This is a genomic window from Burkholderia pyrrocinia, assembly GCF_022809715.1.
Lineage (GTDB): Bacteria > Pseudomonadota > Gammaproteobacteria > Burkholderiales > Burkholderiaceae > Burkholderia > Burkholderia pyrrocinia_C.
In genome coordinates this window covers 1183191-1205048 of the sequence record NZ_CP094459.1, presented here as the reverse complement: position 1 = coordinate 1205048, position 21858 = coordinate 1183191, and the positions used below count along the sequence as shown (strand labels likewise).

Annotated in this window: 23 protein-coding genes; 8 read left to right on the top strand and 15 right to left on the bottom strand. The window is 64.7% G+C overall.

Features of this window, described 5'->3' with window-relative positions; translation table 11 throughout:
* Positions 1-30: 30 nt before the first annotated feature.
* The 3 genes from MRS60_RS05785 to MRS60_RS05775 form a co-directional block, all read right to left on the bottom strand.
* Positions 31-495 (bottom strand): DUF2214 family protein, encoded by a 465-nt coding sequence (locus MRS60_RS05785; RefSeq protein WP_105390739.1) that lies wholly within the window; start codon positions 493-495, stop codon positions 31-33.
* Between the two features lie 39 nt (positions 496-534).
* Complete coding sequence (locus MRS60_RS05780) at positions 535-1344, bottom strand: hypothetical protein (RefSeq protein WP_034183128.1); 810 nt, start codon at positions 1342-1344, stop codon at positions 535-537.
* A gap of 237 nt (positions 1345-1581) precedes the next feature.
* Positions 1582-2646, bottom strand: a complete 1065-nt coding sequence (locus tag MRS60_RS05775; protein WP_006476459.1) for a glycosyltransferase family 4 protein — start codon at positions 2644-2646, stop codon at positions 1582-1584.
* 564 nt (positions 2647-3210) lie between these two features.
* On the opposite strand from MRS60_RS05775, the gene MRS60_RS05770 reads away from it, so the two are divergent.
* A complete protein-coding gene (locus MRS60_RS05770; RefSeq protein ID WP_034183127.1) occupies positions 3211-5043 on the top strand; it encodes an ABC transporter ATP-binding protein in 1833 nt (610 codons plus the stop codon).
* A 123-nt stretch (positions 5044-5166) separates the two neighbouring features.
* Here the strand turns inward: MRS60_RS05770 and otsA are convergent, their stop codons facing one another.
* Positions 5167-6546: an alpha,alpha-trehalose-phosphate synthase (UDP-forming) gene (gene otsA, locus MRS60_RS05765; RefSeq protein WP_034183126.1), complete on the bottom strand. Its 1380-nt coding sequence runs from the start codon at positions 6544-6546 to the stop codon at positions 5167-5169.
* Entirely contained in the window at positions 6543-7295 is a 753-nt protein-coding gene (otsB, locus tag MRS60_RS05760; RefSeq protein WP_034183125.1) for a trehalose-phosphatase, read from the bottom strand. The genes otsA and otsB overlap by 4 nt, the downstream gene beginning before the upstream one ends.
* Before the next feature lie 282 nt (positions 7296-7577).
* Between otsB and MRS60_RS05755 the strand changes: the two genes are divergently transcribed.
* The 3 genes from MRS60_RS05755 to MRS60_RS05745 are packed head-to-tail and all read left to right on the top strand — an operon-like array spanning position 7578 to position 9552.
* Complete coding sequence (locus MRS60_RS05755; protein ID WP_175748845.1) at positions 7578-8213, top strand: SCO family protein; 636 nt, start codon at positions 7578-7580, stop codon at positions 8211-8213.
* A gap of 12 nt (positions 8214-8225) precedes the next feature.
* Positions 8226-8672: a copper chaperone PCu(A)C gene (locus MRS60_RS05750; protein WP_072436416.1), complete on the top strand. Its 447-nt coding sequence runs from the start codon at positions 8226-8228 to the stop codon at positions 8670-8672.
* Positions 8673-8682: 10 nt separating this feature from the next.
* On the top strand, positions 8683-9552 hold the full coding sequence (locus MRS60_RS05745; RefSeq protein ID WP_034183123.1) for a cytochrome c oxidase assembly protein: 870 nt from the start codon (positions 8683-8685) through the stop codon (positions 9550-9552).
* A 22-nt stretch (positions 9553-9574) separates the two neighbouring features.
* On the opposite strand, the gene MRS60_RS05740 is transcribed toward MRS60_RS05745, so the two are convergent.
* Both MRS60_RS05740 and MRS60_RS05735 read right to left on the bottom strand, forming a co-directional pair.
* Positions 9575-10066: a GNAT family N-acetyltransferase gene (locus MRS60_RS05740; RefSeq protein ID WP_243565365.1), complete on the bottom strand. Its 492-nt coding sequence runs from the start codon at positions 10064-10066 to the stop codon at positions 9575-9577.
* Between the two features lie 125 nt (positions 10067-10191).
* Positions 10192-11058 (bottom strand): pirin family protein, encoded by an 867-nt coding sequence (locus MRS60_RS05735; protein WP_034183121.1) that lies wholly within the window; start codon positions 11056-11058, stop codon positions 10192-10194.
* A gap of 109 nt (positions 11059-11167) precedes the next feature.
* Here MRS60_RS05735 and MRS60_RS05730 point away from each other — a divergent pair, with 109 nt between their 5' ends.
* Together MRS60_RS05730 and MRS60_RS05725 are read left to right on the top strand one after the other, a co-directional pair.
* Entirely contained in the window at positions 11168-12085 is a 918-nt protein-coding gene (locus MRS60_RS05730; RefSeq protein ID WP_175748843.1) for a LysR family transcriptional regulator, read from the top strand.
* 103 nt (positions 12086-12188) lie between these two features.
* On the top strand, positions 12189-12692 hold the full coding sequence (locus tag MRS60_RS05725; RefSeq protein WP_011544958.1) for a GAF domain-containing protein: 504 nt from the start codon (positions 12189-12191) through the stop codon (positions 12690-12692).
* A 136-nt stretch (positions 12693-12828) separates the two neighbouring features.
* Here MRS60_RS05725 and map read toward each other — a convergent pair whose 3' ends face one another.
* Positions 12829-13635: a type I methionyl aminopeptidase gene (gene map, locus MRS60_RS05720; RefSeq protein WP_243565364.1), complete on the bottom strand. Its 807-nt coding sequence runs from the start codon at positions 13633-13635 to the stop codon at positions 12829-12831.
* Positions 13635-13871, bottom strand: coding sequence for a ParD-like family protein (locus MRS60_RS05715; protein ID WP_034183118.1), 237 nt, complete (start codon positions 13869-13871; stop codon positions 13635-13637). The genes map and MRS60_RS05715 overlap by 1 nt, the downstream gene beginning before the upstream one ends.
* 150 nt (positions 13872-14021) lie before the next feature.
* Here MRS60_RS05715 and MRS60_RS05710 point away from each other — a divergent pair, with 150 nt between their 5' ends.
* The gene (locus MRS60_RS05710; RefSeq protein WP_034183117.1) at positions 14022-14648 is read left to right on the top strand and encodes a helix-turn-helix domain-containing protein; all 627 of its coding nucleotides are present in this window, start codon (positions 14022-14024) and stop codon (positions 14646-14648) included.
* A gap of 46 nt (positions 14649-14694) precedes the next feature.
* Positions 14695-15243 (top strand): GNAT family N-acetyltransferase, encoded by a 549-nt coding sequence (locus MRS60_RS05705; protein ID WP_034183116.1) that lies wholly within the window; start codon positions 14695-14697, stop codon positions 15241-15243.
* A 94-nt stretch (positions 15244-15337) separates the two neighbouring features.
* On the opposite strand, the gene MRS60_RS05700 is transcribed toward MRS60_RS05705, so the two are convergent.
* The 6 genes from MRS60_RS05700 to MRS60_RS05675 form a co-directional block, all read right to left on the bottom strand.
* On the bottom strand, positions 15338-16816 hold the full coding sequence (locus tag MRS60_RS05700; RefSeq protein WP_243565363.1) for a sensor domain-containing diguanylate cyclase: 1479 nt from the start codon (positions 16814-16816) through the stop codon (positions 15338-15340).
* A 444-nt stretch (positions 16817-17260) separates the two neighbouring features.
* The gene (locus MRS60_RS05695) at positions 17261-18169 is read right to left on the bottom strand and encodes a hypothetical protein (protein WP_243565362.1); all 909 of its coding nucleotides are present in this window, start codon (positions 18167-18169) and stop codon (positions 17261-17263) included.
* Between the two features lie 685 nt (positions 18170-18854).
* The gene (locus MRS60_RS05690; protein WP_243565361.1) at positions 18855-19928 is read right to left on the bottom strand and encodes a hypothetical protein; all 1074 of its coding nucleotides are present in this window, start codon (positions 19926-19928) and stop codon (positions 18855-18857) included.
* A gap of 196 nt (positions 19929-20124) precedes the next feature.
* On the bottom strand, positions 20125-20532 hold the full coding sequence (locus MRS60_RS05685) for a hypothetical protein (RefSeq protein ID WP_176025525.1): 408 nt from the start codon (positions 20530-20532) through the stop codon (positions 20125-20127).
* A gap of 110 nt (positions 20533-20642) precedes the next feature.
* Complete coding sequence (locus tag MRS60_RS05680; protein ID WP_011882618.1) at positions 20643-20933, bottom strand: hypothetical protein; 291 nt, start codon at positions 20931-20933, stop codon at positions 20643-20645.
* 129 nt (positions 20934-21062) lie between these two features.
* Entirely contained in the window at positions 21063-21719 is a 657-nt protein-coding gene (locus tag MRS60_RS05675) for an SOS response-associated peptidase (protein WP_060223194.1), read from the bottom strand.
* Positions 21720-21858: the final 139 nt, after the last annotated feature.

Here is a 21858-nt window from a genome sequence, read left to right as displayed (position 1 = left end):
CGCTACCCGGCCAGACCTAGCCGGCCGCACCTACCCGGCCAGCCCAATCCCCCGCGCCATCCCCGATGCGGCGAACACGATGACGACCAGCAGCACGGCCTGCCAATGACCGATCCGCACATAGGTGCGCGCGCGGCCGATATCCGGCATCTGCTGCTGCCGCGCGGCGACACGCCAGCGGATCAGCCCGAGCATCGGCACGACCTCGAGCAGCAGGATCAGCACGAGCGCGGTCATCTTCAGATGAAAGAGCGGTTCATGCAGGTAGTACGCGGTGCCTTTCTCGAAACCGCCGAACGCGCGCATCAGCCCCGTCACGATCAACACCAGCGCCGACAGCCCCCAGGCGGCGTCAGCCTTGAATACGCCGGGCAGGTCGGCCGCCTGCGCCGACGCGATGAGCCGGCGCAACGCGCGGTTGCGTCCCGCGATCGCGGCAAACGCGACGGCGAACGCGCTCAGGTGAACGGCAGCCAGCAACCAACGGACGATCATTGCGCCTCCTTGTCGCCCGCGCCCGGTGCGCGAGCCGTGTCAGACGATCTGCTTGAGCGCCGCGTCGAGCGCGAGCACCGCGACGCGGTCGCCCTCGGTCGCAAGCGGCGCGCGCATCACGATCTGCCGGTTATGGCCGACGGCCGCCGGCGAATCCCACAGCAGCTCCACCTTCGGCCGCCGGAACAGGCTGCCGCGGCGCGGCGGCACGGCCGCCGGCTGTACGTCCGGCGCGCCCTGATCGCCCGCGACGGGCGCCACCCGGCCGGGCCAGCGCACCGACAGCTCGCGCGCGTCGTACTGGCCGACCTTGCGGCTTTCCATCCAGACGATCGCGGTGCGCGTCAGCACGTCGAGCGAAATCGCGTAGCGGCCGACCGCGAAGCGGCGTGCCGCCACGTTGGTTCGCCACAGCGGCCGCGGACGGCAGATCCAGACGATCGCCGCATAGAGCGCCGGCGCGGCGACGAGCCAGCCGTTGGTCGCCGTCACCGCATGCAGCGCACGGCGCCAGCCGGCCGCCCATGCGAATGCGCCGATCGACCAGACGGCGAACAGGAAGCCGATCAGCGCGAAGACGCGCAGCGCCTGGCGCAGCCATTGCGGCAGCGGATGGAACGGCCGCTCGGCGCGCGCGACGGCGCCCGGCAACGCGAGCAGCAGGAAGATCAGCACGAGGTAGACGAACGCCCAGGGCGACGACACCATCGCCGACAGCGACGCGCGATAGCCCATCTGGGACATCGAGAACAGCCAGCGCGCGAGCAGTACGAGACCGATCGCGCGCAACGCGAAGATCACGCCGGCGCCGGGGGCCGGCGCTGCGCGCGTGGTTTTCGTTCTCGCCAAGACTGCTCTCCTCTGGATGATCGTGCGGGGCCGGATTTCACGGCACGGCCATTATAGGGACATTACCGTCTGGACAGACTGCCGGATGGCGTGCCCGGCCGCTTCATGGGCCGTTCGCGGCGTCGGGCGCGGCGAGAATACAACAGATCCGCGCCGCGGATGTGACAACGCCCCGCCGGGAACCCGGACGGGGCGTCGATGACGGCCGCGCACCGCAGCGCGGCGGCGGCCGGCGAATCAGCTTGCGTTGACTTCGCGGAGCACGGTGCGGCGCTTCTGGCGCAGCAGTTCCTCGTAGCCCTTCACGTAGTTCTGCGCCATCACTTTCGACGAGAAACGTGCTTCGAACGCGGCGCGGACCTTCTCGCGCGGCAGCGTATCGAGGCGCTTGAGCGCCGCGACGGCCGACAGTTCGTCTTCGACGACGAAGCCCGACACGCCGTTGTCGATCACTTCCGGCACCGAGCCGCGCTTGAACGCGATCACCGGCGTGCCGCAGGCCATCGCCTCGATCATCACCAGGCCGAAGGGCTCCGGCCAGTCGATCGGGAACAGCAGCGCGTGCGCGTTGCCGAGGAATTCGGTCTTTTCGGACTCGCTGATTTCGCCGATGTACTCGACGTGCGGCAGCGCGAACAGCGGCTTGATCTTCTCTTCGTAGTACGCGCGGTCGGCCTTGTCGAGCTTCGCGGCGATCTTGATCGGCAGGCCGGCCTGCTCGGCGATGCGGATCGCCGTGTCGACGCGCTTCTCCGGCGAGATGCGGCCGAGGAACGCCAGATAGCTCGGCTTCACGTTCGGGATCGGCGTCAGCAGGTTTTCCGGCAGGCCGTGATAAACGGTCGACAGCCAGTTCGCCTGCGGCAGCGGGATGCGCTGGTTGTCGGAGATCGACACAACCGGCACGTCGCTGAATGCGTTGAAGATCGGCTGCAGTTCCGGCAGGTCGAGACGGCCGTGCATCGTCGTCAGATGCGGGACCGGCTGGCGCGAGAACAGCGAGAACGGGTAGTAGTCGATGTGGCAGTGCAGGACATCGAACTCTTCCGCGCGGCGGCGCACCTGCTCGAGGAGCAGCATGTGCGGTGCCATCACGTCGCGGATCGTCGGGTCGAGGCGCAGCGCCTGCGGCCAGCACGCTTCGAGCTTCGCGGAGGTTTGCGAATCGCCGCTCGCGAAGAGCGTGACGTCATGCCCCATCTCGACAAGTGCTTCGGTGAGGTAGGACACCACTCGCTCGGTACCGCCGTACAGCTTCGGGGGAACTGCTTCGTGCAACGGAGCGATTTGGGCGATTCGCATGCGTAACTCCTAAAAAATCGGCTAAAAACCAGGTTGGGTCGGCAACCTGCCGGCGGTCCGGGCTGGATGCATTTCGTCCGAAAAATCGGACGAATCAGCCTGCCGGGGGCGTCGAACCCGCGCTGCTCAAGGAGCGTCGGCGACGCGACAGGCATAGAACGTTTGAAACGAAGACCCGTTGACAGGGGTTCGTAAAAAAACCTGGAACCGAACCCGGAGCCGATTATCTAGGGTTAATCCCGATACGGCGCACAACATTTCAAACACTTTACTTTGTTACAAAGGCGCAACACTTTGCAACCCGCGGACTTGGGCGTCCGTTCTAGAGTGGAAGGCCCTTTTGGCGATCCTGGTCACCCGTGACTGCCGGCAGCGTGATTCCGGCACATGTGGCAGGACGGGATGCCGGATTTTATCTCAAAATCGATCGTGAGCCCCTGGCCAAGGCAAGATTCGCGCAGCGCGACGCATGCGTTGTTTACAATGCCGGATTATTCAGTCCGGGCGAACGCCGGCATGCGATCCAGCCGCAACGCTCAACCACCGAATCACCGCACGCATATTTTGGAATCTCTCACCCCTGCCCAGCGCAACGCCCACAACGCGAAGCTGTCGAGCTACGCGCACCGGCCGATCGCGTTCCTGTTCCGCTACATTCGCCTGCATCCCGTCGCCCACCTCATCGTGCTGTGCAGCGTGGTGGCCGCCGTCGGCTGCGCGCTCGGCTCGCAATACGCGATCAAGCACCTGATCGACGTGCTGGCGACCGGGCGCCATCATCCGGGCCCGCTGTGGAGCGCGTTCGCGCTGCTCGTCGGGCTGATCGCGGCCGACAACCTGCTGTGGCGCGTCGGCGGCTGGGTCGCCGCGCACACGTTCGTCGCGGTCACCGGCGACCTGCGGCGCGACCTGTTCCAGTACCTGATCGGCCATTCGCCGACCTATTACTCGGAAAAGCAGCCGGGCACGCTCGCGAGCCGCATCACGGCCACGTCGAACGCGGTCTACACGTCGGAGAACACGATGGCGTGGAACGTGCTGCCGCCGTGCATCGCGGTGATGGGCGCAATCCTGATGATCATCGTCGTCAATCCGATGATGGCCGCCGGCCTGCTCGGCTGCTCGGCCGTGCTGTCCGTCATCCTGTTCAAGCTCGCCGGACGCGGCTCGGCCCGCCACCATGCGTTCGCGGCAAAGGCAGCGGCGGTCGACGGCGAACTCGTCGACGTGATCGGCAACATGGGCCTCGTGCGTGCGTTCGGGATGACCCTGCGCGAGCAGAAGCGCTTCGGCGCGACGGTCAAGGCCGAGATGGACGCGCGCCAGCAGAGCCTGCTCTATCTTGAGAAGCTGCGCCTGCTGCACGCGGTGATCACCGCGATGCTGTCCGCCGGCCTGCTCGGCTGGGCACTGTGGCTGTGGGACCAGGGCCGCGCGACGTCGGGCGACATCGTGCTCGTCAGCTCGCTCGGCTTCACGATCCTGCACGGCACGCGCGATCTCGCGGTGGCGCTCGTCGACGTCACGCAGCACGTCGCACGGCTGTCCGAAGCCGTGAAGACACTGCTCGAGCCGCACGGGATGCAGGACCGCTCCGATGCGCAGCCGCTGTCGGCCAAGGGCGGCCGCGTCGCCTTCGAGCGCGTGACGTTCGCGTATCCGCACCGCCGTGCGATCCTCGACCACTTCGATCTCCATATCGAACCGGGCCAGCGCGTCGGCCTGATCGGCAAGTCGGGCGCCGGCAAGTCGACCGTGCTCGCGCTGCTGCAGCGCTTCTACGACACGCAGGACGGCGTCGTGAAGGTCGACGGCCAGGACGTGAAGGCGATCACGCAGGACAGCCTGCGCCACGCGATCGCGCTCGTGCCGCAGGACATCTCGCTGCTGCACCGGACGATCTACGACAACATCGCGTACGGCCGCCCCGACGCGACCCGCGAGCAAGTGCTCGCCGCCGCGCGCGACGCGCGCTGCGCGGAGTTCATCGAGGCGATGCCGGAAGGTTATGACACGATCGTCGGCGACCGCGGCGTCAAGCTGTCGGGCGGCCAGCGCCAGCGCATCGCGATCGCGCGCGCGATCCTGAAGGATGCGCCGATCCTGCTGCTCGACGAAGCGACGTCGGCACTCGACAGCGCATCCGAGGAAGCGATCCAGAGCGCGCTCGACCGCCTGATGGTCGGCCGCACGGTGATCGCGATCGCCCACCGCCTGTCGACGCTGCGCAACTTCGACCGGATCATCGTGATGAGCAACGGCAAGGTGATCGACGACGGCAGCCCCGAAGTACTGCGCAACCGCCCCGGCCTGTATCGCGACCTGCTCACGAAGCAGCACGGCCGCCACCACGCAGCACCCGACGGCAGCACGCCGACCGGCGAACGTGTGGCCTGACGCGTCCGCGCGCAGCCGATAAAAAAGCCGCAGTGCTTCACGCACTGCGGCTTTTTTAATTGCACCGGGAACGGCCGGCCGAGATGGCGCGGAATGTGCCGCGCGATGCGCCGGACCTACCGGCTAGCCATGCTGCAGATCGCGCAGGAAGTTGTCGCGCCACACCGACACGTTGTTCTCGCGAAGCTGCGCGATCATGTCCGCGTAACGCGCGCGCCGCTCGGCGAGCGGCATCGTCAGCGCCTGCGACAGCGCATCGGCCATCCCGTCGATATCGATCGGATTGACGATCAGCGCGCCCGTCAGCTCGCGCGCGGCGCCCGCGAAGCGCGACAGCACGAGCACGCCCGGATCGTCCGGATTCTGCGCGGACACATACTCCTTCGCGACGAGGTTCATCCCGTCGCGCAGCGGCGTCACGAAACCCACGCGTGCGAGCCGGTACAGCGCGGCCAGCACCTGGCGGTCGTACTGGCGGTGGATGTAGAGGATCGGCGCCCAGTCGAGCTCCGCGTAACGCCCGTTGATGCGCCCCGACTCCGCTTCGAGCTGCAGGCGGATGTCCTGGTACGCGCGCAGGTCCGCACGCGTCGACGGTGCGATCTGCAGGAACGACACGCGGTTGCGGATCGACGCCTGGTGTTCGAGCAGTTTCTCGAACGCGCGGAACCGCTCGACGAGCCCCTTCGAATAATCGAGCCGGTCGACGCTCATGATCAGTTGCCGCCCGCGCAGCGACGTCGCGAGCGTGCGTACGGCCTTGCCGTGTTCGCCCGCCTGCGCGAGCGTCGCGATCTCGTCCGGATATACGCCGATCGGATAGGCGGCCGCGCGCAGCGTCTGGCCGAACGCGCGCACGCGCACCGTGCGGCCGTCGCGCTCGACCTCGCCGCCCGCCTCGAATTCGATGTAGTCGCAGAACGCGCGCAGATCGGGCTCGGTCTGGAAACCGAGCAGGTCGAACGCGCACAGCGACTCGACGAGCTCGCGGTGCGGCGGCACGTTGACGAGCACCTGCGCGGCCGGAAACGGGATGTGCAGGAAGAAGCCGATGCGGTTCTTCACGCCGGCCTCGCGCAGCGCGCGTGCGAACGGGATCAGGTGATAGTCGTGCACCCAGATCACGTCGTCGTCCTGCAGCAGCGGCACGAGCTGCTGCGCAAGCCACACGTTGACGCGGCGATAGCCGTCGAATTCGTGGCGGTCGTACTGGATCAGGTCCGCGCGGTAATGGAACGCGGGCCACAGCGTCGCATTCGAGAAGCCGCGGTAATACTGGTCGTAATCGCGGCGCGACAGGCCGACGGTCGCGAACGTCACGGGCCCGCGCTCCTCGATGCGGATCTGCGGCGCGCCGGAGGCGACGACCTCGCCGCTCCAGCCGAACCACATGCCGCCCGTCTCCTTCAGCGCATCGTAGACGCCGATCGCGAGGCCGCCCGCCGCCGGTTCGCCTTCCGAAATCGGGGCGACGCGGTTTGAAACGATGATGAGCCGGCTCATGCGTGCGGCTGCCCCGCGCCAAGCCAGCACGCGATCTGCTCGTGCAGCGCGTCGACCGAATCGAGCCGCATGCGGGCGGACGTCTCGCCCGCGCCGACCTTGATCGACAGGCCGCCGCGCGCGTTGACCACCGCGAAGCCCTTCTCGTCGGTCAGGTCGTCGCCCGCGAACAGCGGCATGCGGCCCGCGAACGGCGGCTCGTCGAGGAACGCGGCCAGCGCGCGCCCCTTGTCGACACCCTTCGGCTTGATCTCGAACACCATCTTGCCGGGCTGCAGCACGTACGCATCCGCATATTCGGCGACGAGGCGCTCGGCCGCTTCGCGCGCAACCGCCTCGCGCTCGGGCGCATTGCGATAGTGCAGCGCGACGGCCGCGCCCTTGATTTCGAGCAGCATGCCCGAATGACGGTCGACGACGGCCGCGAGCTCGCGCTCGATGCGCAGCAGACGTTCGTCGTTGAAGCCGATGCGCTGCGTGTCGCCGTTCGCATCGCGGCGCTCCGCGCCGTGCAGGCCGGCGATCGGCAGGCCGGGCATCTTCAGGAACGTGTCGAGGTTGTCGATGCCGCGCCCGGACACGACCGCGACCGCGCCGTGCGAGCGGCGGCGCAGCTCGTCGAGCAGCGTCAGCAGCGACGGCGGAACGTGAATACTGTCGGGCGTCGGCGCCAGTTCAACGAGCGTGCCGTCGAAGTCGAAGAAGAACGCGGTATCGGTCAGGGACAGGGAAGCCGGAACGGATTGCATCGATTCGATAATGTGAGGGGCGGCCGGCAAACGCCGGGCTGCCGCTGCGCGAATGGAATTGTGCGCATCTTACCGCGCCTGCGCATCGAGTTGGGCGAAACCGGCGCATCACTGGCAGCGCGCCGCCAGCCGCGTCAACTGCGGCATATTGCCCCGCTCGCCCGCGCCGTACGGGTTTCGAAAGGACGCGGGCGCGCAAATTGCGCTACAGTCGCAACCGCCTGCCGCGCGACGCATGGCGCCGCGCCGGCCGGCCACCATTCCGTCCGATCGAGTTCTAGGATGCCGTCTGCCCGTCCCGTCCCGCGCCAGCGCTTCTCCCGCATCATCCGCACGGCCGCGACCCTCGCCGCCGCCGTCGCGCTCGCCGCGTGCACGCACGACGAGCCGCGCTGGAACCTGACCAACGTCACCGGCCACCTGCCCGACCTGTCGTTCACGCTGACGGGCGGCGACGGCCGTCCCGTCGACGCCGATGCATTCCGCGGCCGCGTCGCGCTCGTCTACTTCGGCTACACGCACTGCCCCGATGTCTGCCCCGAAACGATGGCGCGGCTGATGGAAGTGCTCGCGAAGCTCGGCCCGCAGGCGAACGACGCGCGCATCCTGTTCGTCTCGGTCGATCCCGCGCGCGACACGCCGCAGGCGATGCAGTCGTATGTCGCCGCGTTCGACCCCGCGCATGCGCGCGGCCTGACCGGCACCGACCGCCAGATCGAATCGCTCGCGAAACGCTATCGCGTTGCGTACCAGATGGAAAAACGCGATCCGTCCGGCGGCTACGAAGTCACGCACAGCTCGGCTGTCTACATCTTCGACGCGAGCGGCCGCGCGCGCCTGCTCGCGACCGACCGCGACTCGCCCGACGCCATCGCCGCCGATGTGCGCCGGATCATCGACACCGCCTCCACTACCTGAATGCATTCCGACATGAAGACGAAGACGACCCTCAAGACGTTCGCCCTCCTCGCCGCGCTGTGCGCCGGCGCCCAGGCCTATGCCGCCGGCACGATCACCGCGCAGAACGCGTGGGTGCGGTGGCTGCCGAACAAGCTGCCGGCCGGCGGCTACGTGACGCTCGTGAACACGGGCGACAAGCCGGTCGATCTCGTCGATGTCGACAGCCCCGACTACGGGATGACGATGCTGCACCAGACCGTCTCGAACGGCTCGACGCAGAAGATGGAAATGGTCGACAAGCTGACGATCCCCGCGCGCGGCAAGGTCGACATCGCGCCGGGCGGCTATCACTTCATGCTCGAGGAGCCGAAGCACGCGATCAAGCCGGGCGACACCGTGCACCTGCGCCTGAAATTCTCCGACGGCGAAACGGTCGACACGCCGTTCGCCGTGAAGTCGCCGGCCCAGGCGAAGTGATGCGCGCGCGATGAACCTCCTGTACTGGCTCGATCCGTGGGAACCGTCGCCGACCGTCGTCATCGCGGTGCTGACGGCCGCCGTGCTGTTCGCGCGCGGCGTGAAGAAGGCGAAGGTGTCGCCGCTGCGGCAGTTCTCGTTCTGGTTCGGGCTGACGGCACTCTACATCGCGCTGCATACGCGGCTCGACTATTTCTTCGAGCACGAGTTCTTCCTGCACCGCGCGCAGCACCTCGTGCTGCACCACCTCGGGCCGTTCTTCATCGCGCTGTCCTATCCGGGCGCGGCGATTCGCGCGGGCATCCCGTTTCGCTGGCGGCAGCGCTTCGTGCGCCCCGCGCTCGCGTGGGCGCCCGTGCGCGCGACGCTCGACGTGGTGTTCCATCCCGTCGTCGCGGTCGTGCTGTTCGTCGGGCTGATCTATTTCTGGCTGCTGTCGCCGATCCACTTCATCGCGATGCTCGACTGGCGTCTCTATCGCGTGATGAACTGGAGCATGGTGATCGACGGGCTGCTGTTCTGGTGGCTCGTCGTCGATCCGCGCCCCGCGCCGCCCGCGCGGCTGTCGCCCGGCCGCCGGATCCTGATCGTCGTCGCGGCGATCCCGCCGCAGATCGCGCTCGGCGCGCTGATCTTCTTCACGCCGCACGAGCTGTATCCGATCTACTCGATCTGCGGCCGCGCGTTCACGTGGCTGAGCCCGCTGCGCGACCAGCAGATCGGCGGCCTGCTGCTGTGGATTCCCGGCTCGATGATGAGCGTGATCGGCGCGCTGATCGCGCTGCGGCACTGGCTGCGGCTGTCCGCGCGCGGGCGCCTGATCGGGGAACGGGCCGTGCAGCGCACGGACCAGCCGTCGGTGGCACGCACCGCGCACTGACTGCCGCGCGGCGCGTCGCGCATCACGCGCGCGTGCTGCTCATCCACACGTGCGGGATGCCGTCCTCGTCGTGCACGTCCGAACTCGGCGTGAAGCCGAATGCGCCGTAAAAGCGCTGCAAGTGGGCCTGCGCATGCAGGCTCACGGGCGTATCCGGCCACTGCGCGCGGATATGCTCGAGCGCGCGCGACAGCAGCCCGTTGCCGAGGCCCGCGCCGCGAAACGCGGCGGTCGTCAGCACGCGGCCGATGCGCACGTCGGTGTTCTGCGCATCGGGCAGCAGCACGCGCAGATAGCCGGCCAGGCGGCCGGCCGAATCGTACGCAGCGAGGTGCCACGCGGCCTGGTCCGCGTCGTCGATGTCGCGATACACGCAGTTCTGCTCGACGACGAACACCGCGCTGCGCGCTTCGAGGATCGAATAGATTTCGCGCGCCGTCAGCGCGTCGAAGGATTTCCAGCGCCAGTCGAGATCGGCGGTGCTCGGGGATGCGGCGGGTGCGGATGCGTTCATGTGCGGTCCTGATTCGGGCGCGCCGGCCGGCGCGCGGCAACCGCTGATTATGCCTCGAAGCACGCGCGACGCGCGACCGTCCGCCCGCGCGAAAAAAAAGCCCCGCATCGCGCGGGGCCTGTCCGTCATGCCGGCATCTTGCCGAAGCGGCCGCTGTTGAAATCCTCGATCGCGGTACGGATCTCCGCTTGCGAGTTCATCACGAACGGCCCGTAACCGACGACGGGCTCGTCGATCGGCTCGCCGCTCAGGATCAGCAGCTTCGCGTCGCCGTTCGCTTCGATCTCGACGTCGCGGCCTTCGCGGCCCAGTTGCACGAACTGCGCTTCGCGGGCGACCGTCTCGCCGTTCACCTGCACCGTACCGCTCAGCACGACCACCGCGAGCGTGCGCCCTTCAGCGACCGGGAACCGCGCATGGCCGCCTGCCACGAGCCGCACGTCCCATACGTCGATCGGCGTGTGCGTACGGGCCGGGCCGCGCCGCCCGTCGAGTTCGCCCGCGATGATCCGCGCCCGCCCCGCGCCGTCCGGCAATTCGACCACGGGAATGTCCGCGTTCAGCAGCGTCTGATAGCCGGGCGCGCCCATCTTGTCCGCGGCGGGCAGGTTCACCCACAGCTGCACCATCTCGAGCGGGCCGCCACGCTTCGTGAACGCCTCCGAGTGGAATTCCTCGTGCAGGATCCCGCTCGCGGCCGTCATCCACTGCACGTCGCCCGGGCCGATCACGCCGCCCGCGCCGGTCGAGTCGCGGTGCGCGACTTCACCGTCATAGACGATCGTCACCGTTTCGAACCCGCGATGCGGATGCTCGCCGACACCGCGCGGCGCCGAAGCCGGCTCGAACGTCGCGGGGCCCGCGTGATCGAGCAGCAGGAACGGGCTCAGGTGCGCGCCGTGAGACTGGTAGCTGAACATCGAACGCACCGGGAAACCGTCGCCGACCCAATGGCCGCGCGGCGCACTGTACACACCCTGGATCTTCTTCATTACCCTCTCCAAATTGCGGCGAAACACGTGTTTCGCATCCTGAGCATGAATATAGAGGCGGAACGATCGATCCGGTAGACTGCCAAAATCGCACTCAGCGTTCCATTTCATGAACGATAAAGAACGGGATCTGAACGATCTCTACTACTTCGTGCAGGTCGTCGAGCATGGCGGCTTCGCGTCGGCCGGGCGCGCGCTGGACATGCCGAAATCGAAGCTGAGCCGTCGCGTCGCGCTGCTCGAGGCGCGGCTCGGGATGCGGCTGATCCAGCGCTCGACGCGCCGCTTCACGGTCACCGACGTCGGCCAGACCTATTACGCGCATTGCCGCGCGATGCTCGTCGAGGCCGATGCGGCCGACGAGGCGATCGCGCTGCTGCACGAGGAGCCGCGCGGCATCGTGCGCGTCAGTTGCCCGATCGTGCTGCTCGATTCGCTGGTCGGCGCGATGATCGCCGCGTTCATGGCCGCGTGCCCGCGCGTCGAGATCCACCTGGAAGCGACCAACCGGCGCGTCGACGTGGTCGGTGAAGGGATCGACGTCGCGATCCGCGTGCGCCCGCCGCCGCTCGAGGACAGCGATCTCGCGCTGCGCGTGCTGACCGAGCGCGGCCAGTGCCTCGTCGCGAGCCCCGCGCTGCTGCGCGAACATGGCGTGCCGGCGGTTCCCGCCGATCTCGCGCGCCTGCCGAGCCTCGATCACGGTGTGCCGCAGTCCGCGCACGTGTGGCGGCTGCGCGGGCCCGACGGCGCTCAGGCCGAAATCCATCACCAGCCGCGCTTCGTGACGGGCGGCATGCTCGCGCTGCGCGCGGCGGCGGTCGCGGGCGTCGGCGTCGTGCAATTGCCGACGATGATGGTGCGCGACGAGATCGCGCGCGGCGAACTGGCGACCGTGCTGCCGGACTGGGCGCCGCGCCGCGAGATCGTGCACGCGGTGTTCGCGTCGCGCCGCGGGCTGCTGCCCGCGGTGCGGGCGCTGCTCGATTTTCTGGCGGAGCGGTTTGCCGGGCTCGAGCCCGATTGAGCGCGCCGTATCACACGCAACCGCGCGCTGCAGACCGTACGCGCGTGCCGTAGACTGCGGGACGCGCATCGCGCATTTTCACAACCCCTATCGCCTTCCCGCCATGTTCACGCTGTCCAACGACCCCACCGCCTCCAAGGCCGATCAATACGCGACGCTCGTCGAGCAGGCGCGCGCGCTCGTCGAGTCCGAACGCGACCTGACCGCGAACGCGGCGAATTTCTCCGCGCTCGTCTACCACTCGCTCGACCGCCTCAACTGGGCCGGCTTCTACTTCTTCGACGGGACCGAACTCGTGGTCGGGCCGTTCCAGGGCAAGCCGGCGTGCGTGCGGATCGCGCTCGGCAAGGGCGTGTGCGGCACGGCCGCGCAGACGCGCGAGACGCAGGTCGTGCGCGACGTGCATGACTTCCCCGGCCATATCGCGTGCGATGCGGCATCGGAATCGGAAATCGTCGTGCCGCTGGTGGCCGACGACGGCACGCTGATCGGCGTGTGGGACGTCGATAGTCCGGTCGCCGCGCGCTTCGATGACGAGGACCGCAAAGGGATGGAAGCGCTGTGCCGCGTGTTCGTCGAACACGCGTGGCAGAAGGCGCGCGGTTAAGCAGCGGTCTCGCGTCACGCAGCGGATAACCGCAGTCGCGCGTGAATCGCGCCGCGTGACCTCGAACGAAACGGGCCCCGCAACGGGACCCGTTCATTTGCGCCACCGCGCCGCCGGACGCGGCGCACGGCACGCGTCAGGCAGCGTGCGTGCCGGAAAGCGCCGCCAATGCCTGCGGCTTCACATCGTCGGTCAGCACCTCGAAGCCCGTTTCCGTCACCACGACCATGTGCTCCCACTGCGCGGACAGCGAATGGTCCTTCGTGACGACCGTCCAGCCGTCCGGCAGCACGCGCGTGTCGCGCTTGCCCGCGTTGAGCATCGGCTCGATCGTGAAGATCATCCCCGGCCGCAGCGGCACGCCGGTGCCCGGACGGCCGTAGTGAAGCACCTGCGGCTCGTCGTGATAGACGTCGCCGATGCCGTGCCCGCAGTACTCGCGGACCACGCTGAACCCTTCGCGATGCGCGACCTGCTGGATCGCATAACCGACATCGCCCAGCGTCGCGCCCGGACGCACCGCGCGGATGCCCGCGTGCATCGCTTCGTAGGTTGCCGCGACGAGACGCCGCGCGAGTTCGCCCGGCTCGCCGACGAAATACATGCGGCTCGTATCACCGTACCAGCCGTCCTTGATCACCGCGATGTCGAGGTTCACGATGTCGCCGTCGCGCATCGGGCGTGACGATGGAATGCCGTGACAGACCACATGGTTGACCGACGCGCACAGGGTCTTCGGATAGCCGTGGTAGCCGATGTTCGCCGGTATCGCGCCGAGCATGTCGACGATGTATTCGCGGCAGCGCGCGTCCAGTTCATCGGTGGAGACGCCAGGCTTCACATGCTCGGCGATCATCGCCAGCACCTGCGACGCGAGCTTCGCGGCCTCGCGCGACTTGGCGATTTCTGCGGTGCCGCGGATCGGGATTTCGCGCTTCGCCATTACGCCACCTGCTCGATGCCGTGCGCGACCGGCTCTGCCGGCGCCACATCGCCGCCCCGTGCTTCGGCCTCGATCAGCATCCGGCAGATGTCGCCGTACGACAGCGCCGGATTGAGTTCCGCCAGCATCCCGACACGCAGCCAGTGTTCGGCCTGTGCGTTGATCGACCGACTCAACGCCGTACTCGTCGAGCGCAGCCGTTCGTGCATGTGCTCGGAAATCTTGATGATGCCCATATATCCCCAATTAAACGAAACGTAGTCGATTCGTATATTACGCTGCGCGTGACTGCCGGGCAAGGCGTTCGAAGGCCGTCGCGCCATCGGTCGGCCGCTGCCAATGCGCCGTTGACACTGAATTCCAGTTTGCTGGAGAATAAATCCATCATGCAAGAATCCGTAACGACCGCTGCCGACGATACCGGCATCAACGAGCGCATCGCCCGGCGCGTGCGCGACCTGCGTACTGCTCGAGGCTACACGCTCGATGCGCTGGCCGCGCGCTCCGGCGTCAGCCGTTCGATGATCTCGCTCATCGAACGCGCGTCGGCCAGCCCGACGGCCGTCGTGCTCGACAAGCTCGCGGCAGGTCTAGGCGTGTCGCTGGCAGGGCTGTTCGGCGGCGACCGGGACGACACGCCCGCGCAGCCGCTGGCACGGCGCGCGCAGCAGGCCGAATGGCGCGACCCGGCGTCCGGCTATGTGCGGCGCAACCTGTCCCCGCCCGGCTGGCCGTCGCCGATCCAGCTCGTCGAGGTCGATTTCCCGCCCGGCGCGCGCGTCGCGTACGACAGCGGCGGACGCGAAAGCGCGCTGCATCAGCAGATATGGATCATCAGCGGCCGCGTCGACGTCACGTTCGGCGGCGAGCTTCACGAACTTCACGAAGGCGACTGTCTGGCCATGCGGCTCGATCGGCCGCTGATCTTCAGCAACCCGTCGTCGCATGCCGCGCGCTATGTCGTCGTGATCTGCGACGCATCCACGTCCGCGGCCGGCGCGCGGAGCGCGTGATGCGCGCACCGTGTGCGCAACCCGTTCAAAACCAACCGGAGCCGTTATGAATTCCCCGAAACAGCGCGACGACGTGCGCCTGATCGATTGCAGCGAGGCCGAGCACGCAGCGGCCATCCTCGAGATCCTGAACGACGCGATCGTGAATTCGACCGCGCTGTACGACTACCGGCCGCGCCCGCCGGAAGCGATGGTCACGTGGTTTGCAACGAAGCGCGCGGGCGGTTTTCCGGTCGTCGGCGCGGTGGACGCGTCGGGCACGCTGCTCGGCTTCGCGAGCTGGGGTACGTTCCGCGCGTTCCCCGCGTACAAGTACACGGTGGAACACAGCGTCTACGTGCACCGCGACCAGCGCGGCCGCGGGCTCGGCGAACTGCTGCTGCGCGAAGTGGTCCGGCGTGCGCGCGAAGCGCAGGTGCACGTGCTGGTCGGCTGTATCGATGCGACCAATGCCGGGAGCATCGCACTGCATACGAAACTGGGATTCGTGCACTCGGGCACGATCACGGAGGCGGGATTCAAGTTCGGCCGCTGGCTCGATGCGGCGTTCTATCAGTTGAAGCTCGAAACGCCTGCGCAGCCGGTGGATGGCTGATCGCCCGCTTGGCCGTTGCATCCGCAACGGCCAAGCGGCGCGTTTGTGTTATCGAAGCCGCCAGACCATAGGTCACCGAGGAGTCCGGTTTCCGTCAAGCCGCGGGCTGGAAGGTAGCGACCTTGTTCCGACCGGTTGCCTTTGCATAGTAGAGCGCCTCGTCGGCCGCCTTGATCACGGCACTCGGCTCCCCCTCCTGATCCGGCTCCCAACTCGCCAGTCCGATACTGGCGGTGACGCGCCCGTATTCGCTTCCGGCATGCTCGAGTGCCAGTTTGTCGATTGCCGCGCGAATCCGCTCGGCAATCTGGGCGGCCCCCGTCTGCGGGGTATCGGGGAGCAACACCACGAATTCCTCCCCGCCGTAGCGGGCCGCCGTATCCACCGGCCGGCGGATGTTTTCGCCGATGCAGCGTGCGACCGCAGTCAACGCGTCATCGCCCGCCTGGTGGCCATAGATGTCGTTGTAGGCCTTGAAGCGGTCAACGTCGACGAACAGCAGCGAGAAAATGGAACTGGCCCGCCGTGCGCGACGCCACTCCCGGTCCAGCACTTCGCCAAAGCTGCGGCGATTGTTCAGGCCGGTGAGACCGTCGGTGCGCGCCAGCAGCACAAGCTCGGACTCCGCGCGCATCCGGCGCCGCAGTTGCGCGCCGAGCATGACGGACAGCGCAATAAACGCGGCGCCGAACGTCACCACCAGCGCGCCGATCGTCACGGCGCGGTGCCGCCACGCCGCATAGATGTCCTGCTCGGCTTCCGCAACCATGATGATCAGCGGCAGCGTCGGTAGATGCTTGAAGTAGTAAAGACGGCGCACGCCGTCGATCGACGACGTTTCCGAGAAAGAGCCCTCCGGGGCGGCTCCGAACCGTCGAAAGGTTACCGCCTTGCTGATGTCGCGGCCGATGGTACGGACATCATATGGCTGGCGCATGACCATGACGCCATCCTTGCCGATCAGCGACATCGACCCATGCTGCCCCAGCGACAGCCCCGCGAACAGCTGGTGGAAATATTCGAGGTTGACCGCAATCAGCGCAACGCCGGCAAACGAGCCGTCCGGATTCGAGATTCGCCGCGACAGCGCAATGCTGAGCATGCCCCTGCGCAGGCGCGACGCGAACGGATCGCTGACATAGAGCCCCACGTTCGGATTGTCGCGGTGAATGGTGAAGTACTTGCGATCGGCGAAATTGCCCTTGCGCGGAACATGATTGGCCGAATCCAGAATGATGTTGCCGTCGGCATCGAGCACCAGTTGCGAACCGAGAAATTGCGCGGTCATCGAGTTGTCGAACAGCACGCCGTGCCGCAGGGCCGGCGAAGCAGCCATCACGTCGGGCCGCTGCAGACCATGAATCAACGCCTGCAAGGACAGGTCGTAGAGCTCGAAGTTGCGCTCGATGTCACGCTCGGCCATCAGGCCGAGATTGCGCGAGGTCTCGCTGGCACGCTCCAGTGCGTCGTGGCGGCTCTGGAACAGTTGCAGCACGCACAGGCCCATCAGCGCGCAGGCGATCACGATGCCGACTGCCACAATGGAGTAAGGGGCTGCCGTCCGGGGGTGCATGGGTCTCCTCACTGCATAAGTGTGCGCCCGCGCCGGCGCATGGTTTTCCGCATACTAAATCGGATAGCCACATTTGCAAGCGCAGAGCGAAACTGATCGAAAGGCGAACCTCGCGCGACGGTGTCGGAGCCGCCGGCAAACCCGGGCAGCAAAGTAACTTTCTGTCCGATCCATGACAAGGCGTCACGCGAATCGATTGACGCGATTCGACGGACCACGCCCCGCCGACGGACACCATCTCGGTGCAAAACCCGTCGAAAGCGAGACGGAAAAAGAAAAGCCCCGCCGAAGCGGGGCTTTTCTCTTCCTACCTGGAGGCGCGAGCCGGAGTCGAACCGGCCTAAACGGCTTTGCAGGCCGTCACGACTTACACAAAATCAATCACTTATATATATTAACCACCAACATGAGCCACCTTACCAAGGCAGAGCCGCAGATCCCGTTTTAGAAAGGAATGTCGACTTCCATAGAATTCTCCAAATCAACTAAATAAATGATCTGCGAAGCGCACAGCGCCAACAGGTACTCGGTGACTTCTAACGTCGCCTTGCCGCCGTTCGCCCCGCCATGTCCCACCCCGTCTCCACCGCTCCTAAACGCATAAACACCGGTAATCGTCTGGCAGATAGCCTTCGGAACCGAGACGTCAGCTGTTGATCCGAGCCATTTCACTAGATCGCCTAATGTTGAGGCTTTCGCCATCGGGAAGAGGGCTTTGCCCGCAGCTTCGACGGCACATACAGCTTCCTTCACTGCGTTCTCGTAATCAGGGCGTGTCGGGTGACGAAAGAACTGCAGAGATTTATCAAAGTGCTTTCGCGCACCTAATAGCCGAGGATCGCCAAGCACCACTTGCGACTTAGTTGCCAATTCCACTGTATGCTTGCGCCCGCGTCTGCGAACGGTTCCTTCAGTAAACTCATACGCGAGGTCCTCTTCGAGGAAAAGTCGTTGAAGCTCGGTCGCGATGTACGTTTGTATATCGCCCCGAGACATTGCGACGATGTAGTTCCCGTAACTGTCTTCATGTCCGATTTCTTGAGGCAAGTAGCCGTGCAATCGCTCGCAGAAGTCATACACCTTCTCCCAGCCAAGGACCCCAAGGGCTGCTTCCGCATCGATCCTAGCTTGCTTCAGACTAGCCACATTAGAAGGGATATACTCAACCACTGACAGCCGGCCGATTCGATGTAACTCGCGCGCAACTATCGTCCAGTCGGTCAAGTATCCACGCTCAACAAGATCAAACAGTAAATGCAGTAACCCGCTCCGCGCCGAAGCAGGAAAGTCGGCGTCGACCTGCCTATGCTGGCCTCTGAGTCGAGCCGAGAAGGGTGGCTGTGAAGATGTCATGAATTTCTCGCCTATCGCAATTTCACTAGTCTCTCATTCTTTCTCGGTCGACTTATACCTTTGAGCGCTTCGCAGATAGACTGCGACAGGTACCCCAAGAGAGCCACGCCGTAGTTCAGGGGATGGAATGATAAGCACAAGGCTTATCCAGCAAGGCTCACACCCCTTGCTGTAGCAAATTTGTAGCACGTGAAAAAGCCCGCTCGCAGCGGGCTTTTGTGCTTCTGGATTCAGATCTAGCCACCGGGTTGCAAAGCCACTTGCAGTACCCGGTGATGTAGCAGTACCTGCGCTTTATCTGACAAGGCCTGACGCACAAAGCCGCGCCGAGACCTACGCCGATAGTTTTGGCGACGGGCCGCTACCGACCCGTACCCGCCGGTCAGCCCATCGCAGCCCGAGCGTCGCGTTCAGAGGTACAACGGTCCTTCCTGTAATCGCGTCGCGTTCCACGGGCTGCGGCGGAAGTTGCGGGAAGACTCATTCGACATCGGTGAGGACGGCCATCCGCCAACACGGGTTTGCAGATGTCTGCAAAAAACTGCAGCCTCCCCACGGCTACGGGTCCTTGACAATCAGCTATGGCCGAATCGTGTTCGCGGCTCCGCCGTCCGGTTCCCGAGCAATACGCACGGCGTCTCACTACCGCTGCAGCCCGCACTTTCGGCTTCTTTCCCTTCGATCGTCACCTGGGCATTGCCGGTTCCGAAACAGGCGTTACGGTTGCGGTCGGTTCAGTCGCATCAGACGCACTCTCAGTAGACGACGCGAAAACGATTGCCAACGGATCCGGCGGCTCTGCGCCGAGGAGTAGCTGGATCACTTCTGCCGTGTCCACACCGCCCGACAACACATAGCTTGTAATTTCGTCAAAGCGACCTCCTTTGTTAGCTAGGTCCATATACCAGTTAGGCTTATTTCTGAGCATGCTGTGAAGATCTGACGCGATGTCGACTGCATGCCTTTTACGCAACCGTTCTCGGTCAGCCACCATCCCGGAACCCTCTCGATAGAACGAGTGAATTGACCTCAGCACGCTACTCTTCGCAGCTTCAACGTAAGTGTTGTGCTCCGTCGTCATCGTAAAAAACTGATCAGAGATCGGTGAAAAATGGACGGCTTGACTGTTCCAATCGTACTCGGTCATTTCATAATAATCGATTCTACCGACTGCCGCGTACATGTCTTTTAAGAACACGGAGAACATCCAATTTCCAAAAAGCTTTCGCCATATGTCTTTACAAAGCGTAGGATCGCGCACAAGCTTTTTCGTTGAGGTCGCATACAACTTCAGCGTTTCGAAATTCGCATCCAGCCAAGCTTCGTGCGGGGCATCCAGAGGCAGATCCAAGTTGATCAAACGATTTCGGATTGCGTGGATCGCCTCAAAGTTTTTCCAGCGCCAGTTGAATTCGTTATAGCGTGCCGGATCTAGGCATACGAACTGGACAGCAGTTGCCACTTCATCAATGTGCCGCACGTGAGGCAGGAAAGCTTTACTTTCAAACAAGGTGTCGACCGCATTTGCGTGCGTCTCAACATCTCGCAAAGCATTCAGCACGATGTCCCGCAACGGATGCTCATCCAAGATGAAACCACCCAAAGCTAGCCGGGTTTCATTCGCAGCCTCTTTCAAGCTTCGGCCCGCAAGCCGCTCTAATTCTACTGCTGGCACAGACAGCGCAGCTAGTATGGTCCGTTCGAATGCTTCTCTAACCGAATCTGCCGAAAAATTAACTTCCAATTCCATAATATTCACGATGCCTCGACGACCGTTTCGGTCGATGACGCGACAGACGTCCCTGTCGCTGGAACGGCTGCTCACAAAGTGTGAGCAGTCGCACAAATGTCCATGCGGAGGTCTTGCCAAATGACTCTTCGTGGCCGGTTGTAGCCCGACGCGTTCGGCTGTAGCCGATCCACTTCAGTCACTCGGTTTTACCCGAACCGGCCGATCAAGTATCCGTCCGACGCGCTGTCCATTGGTATCTTTCGACTAGTCCCTCGGCAGCAGAAAGCGCCTTTTCGCGCCAAAATTCTTCGGCTGCTTCGATGCGAAGATCTTCGCGTTCGAGCGCATCAGTCGCCCAGTGCTCTCTGACGTCGCCGACGGGAAGATCGTCGGTTTCCGATGCGATTGCACGAAACAACAGAAACTCCGGTTCGCCTTCGACCTTTGTCCAATAGGCCAATGGAAGCATGGCCCGCGCCGTTTCAATGACGCCAAGACGACCCTTAAGCAAGTCCAGCGCTCTCGCGCGAATCTTTCGACAATTCTTGAGCCAAAGCGCTTCATTCGTGATTCCAGCGGGAATCTGCATCTCTTCGTTCATCACTTGAGCCTTCATCGGCTGGAACGACATTGTCGACGATCGGAATGGTGACGTCGCACGACCGAATCTGGTCGGCTGTTGCCTGAAGTTGCCTACCGCGACCGACTTACAAGGACGCTGGGCCGACGCGTATGCATCGATCACTTGCAGTTCAGATGGGCGACCTGGCGCTCATACCAATCTTGCGGATAAGGAAGGATATCGTCGTCGAATTGAGATGCGTACTTTCCATAGCCGACGAATTCGTAATAAATACCCATCGCCTCCGCATGTGACGATGCCCAAAACGTCCATATCCACTCACTGCCCGGCTCATTGAGGGCACGGGCGGCATCTCCGGCTGGTCCGTGGGCGATGCATGCGGGTAGAGCGTTGCCGAATCCGTCCGGGCAGAGCCAGACCTCATGCAGGTAACCCAGTGTGTTTTTCATCCAGTACGATCCCCAATATAACCGGTTCCGATAGATGCTCCATCGTCGGATTGTCGACGATTCTGGCACCGAGTACCAGTGACCGTTCCTGGCCGGCAGCGGACTTTCGTGTATCTGAGCGCAGCCAAGCTACTTTGGTCCGGCGACCATGTCGTCAGCCGGATAGAGCTGCAGCAGCGTGCGTGCAGCTTCGACATTCTTCGTGTTCAGCCATTCGTCATAGTCGGCCGGGCGCAATATGACCACCGATCGTTTCTCGTCGCCGGGCTTGTGCATTCGCCCCATCACGGCATGGCCGTCAGCGTTGACGGTCATCATGGTCATGCCGACCAGCGAGCGGCCGTCTGCATCTTCGTAACGCCGCCAGATGCCGGCGACACAATACGGCTGCCAATCCGTTAGCCCGATCCGCTGCCAGACGTTCCGGCCCGTTTCGTAACACGGCTCGTATATCCATCGGACCGGAATCAAGCAGCGCTGACCAGCTCGCCACGCCTTACCGTAAAGCCGGGACTCACCGACCGTTTCTGAACGGGCATTGACCGTGTCGAGCTTTCTCCGCTTCTTCCCGTTGTCGTCGACGCGCTCAGGCTGCATAAACTTCGGCCAGAAGCCAAACACGGCCTTGACGACGCCAAGGCCATCACCGTCCGACCATGCGATCGGCGCTGCATAGTCCGGATACACATCCGGCTCCCACGGATCGCGTCGATACAGATCGCCGATCCCGATTCTCAGCTCGTTGATGCCCGGATCTTCGTCTGGCGCTTTGTAGTTTGTGCACACTGCCCGCCCCCATTTTTGAGACTTGACGGCTCCATCTTACCGCGCGATAAACTGTATATCCATACAGTGCCTCGCGCGCATCATGATATTGCCCCCATTTGACCCGCCCCGGTTCGACGCTATGTCGGAATGGTGGAAC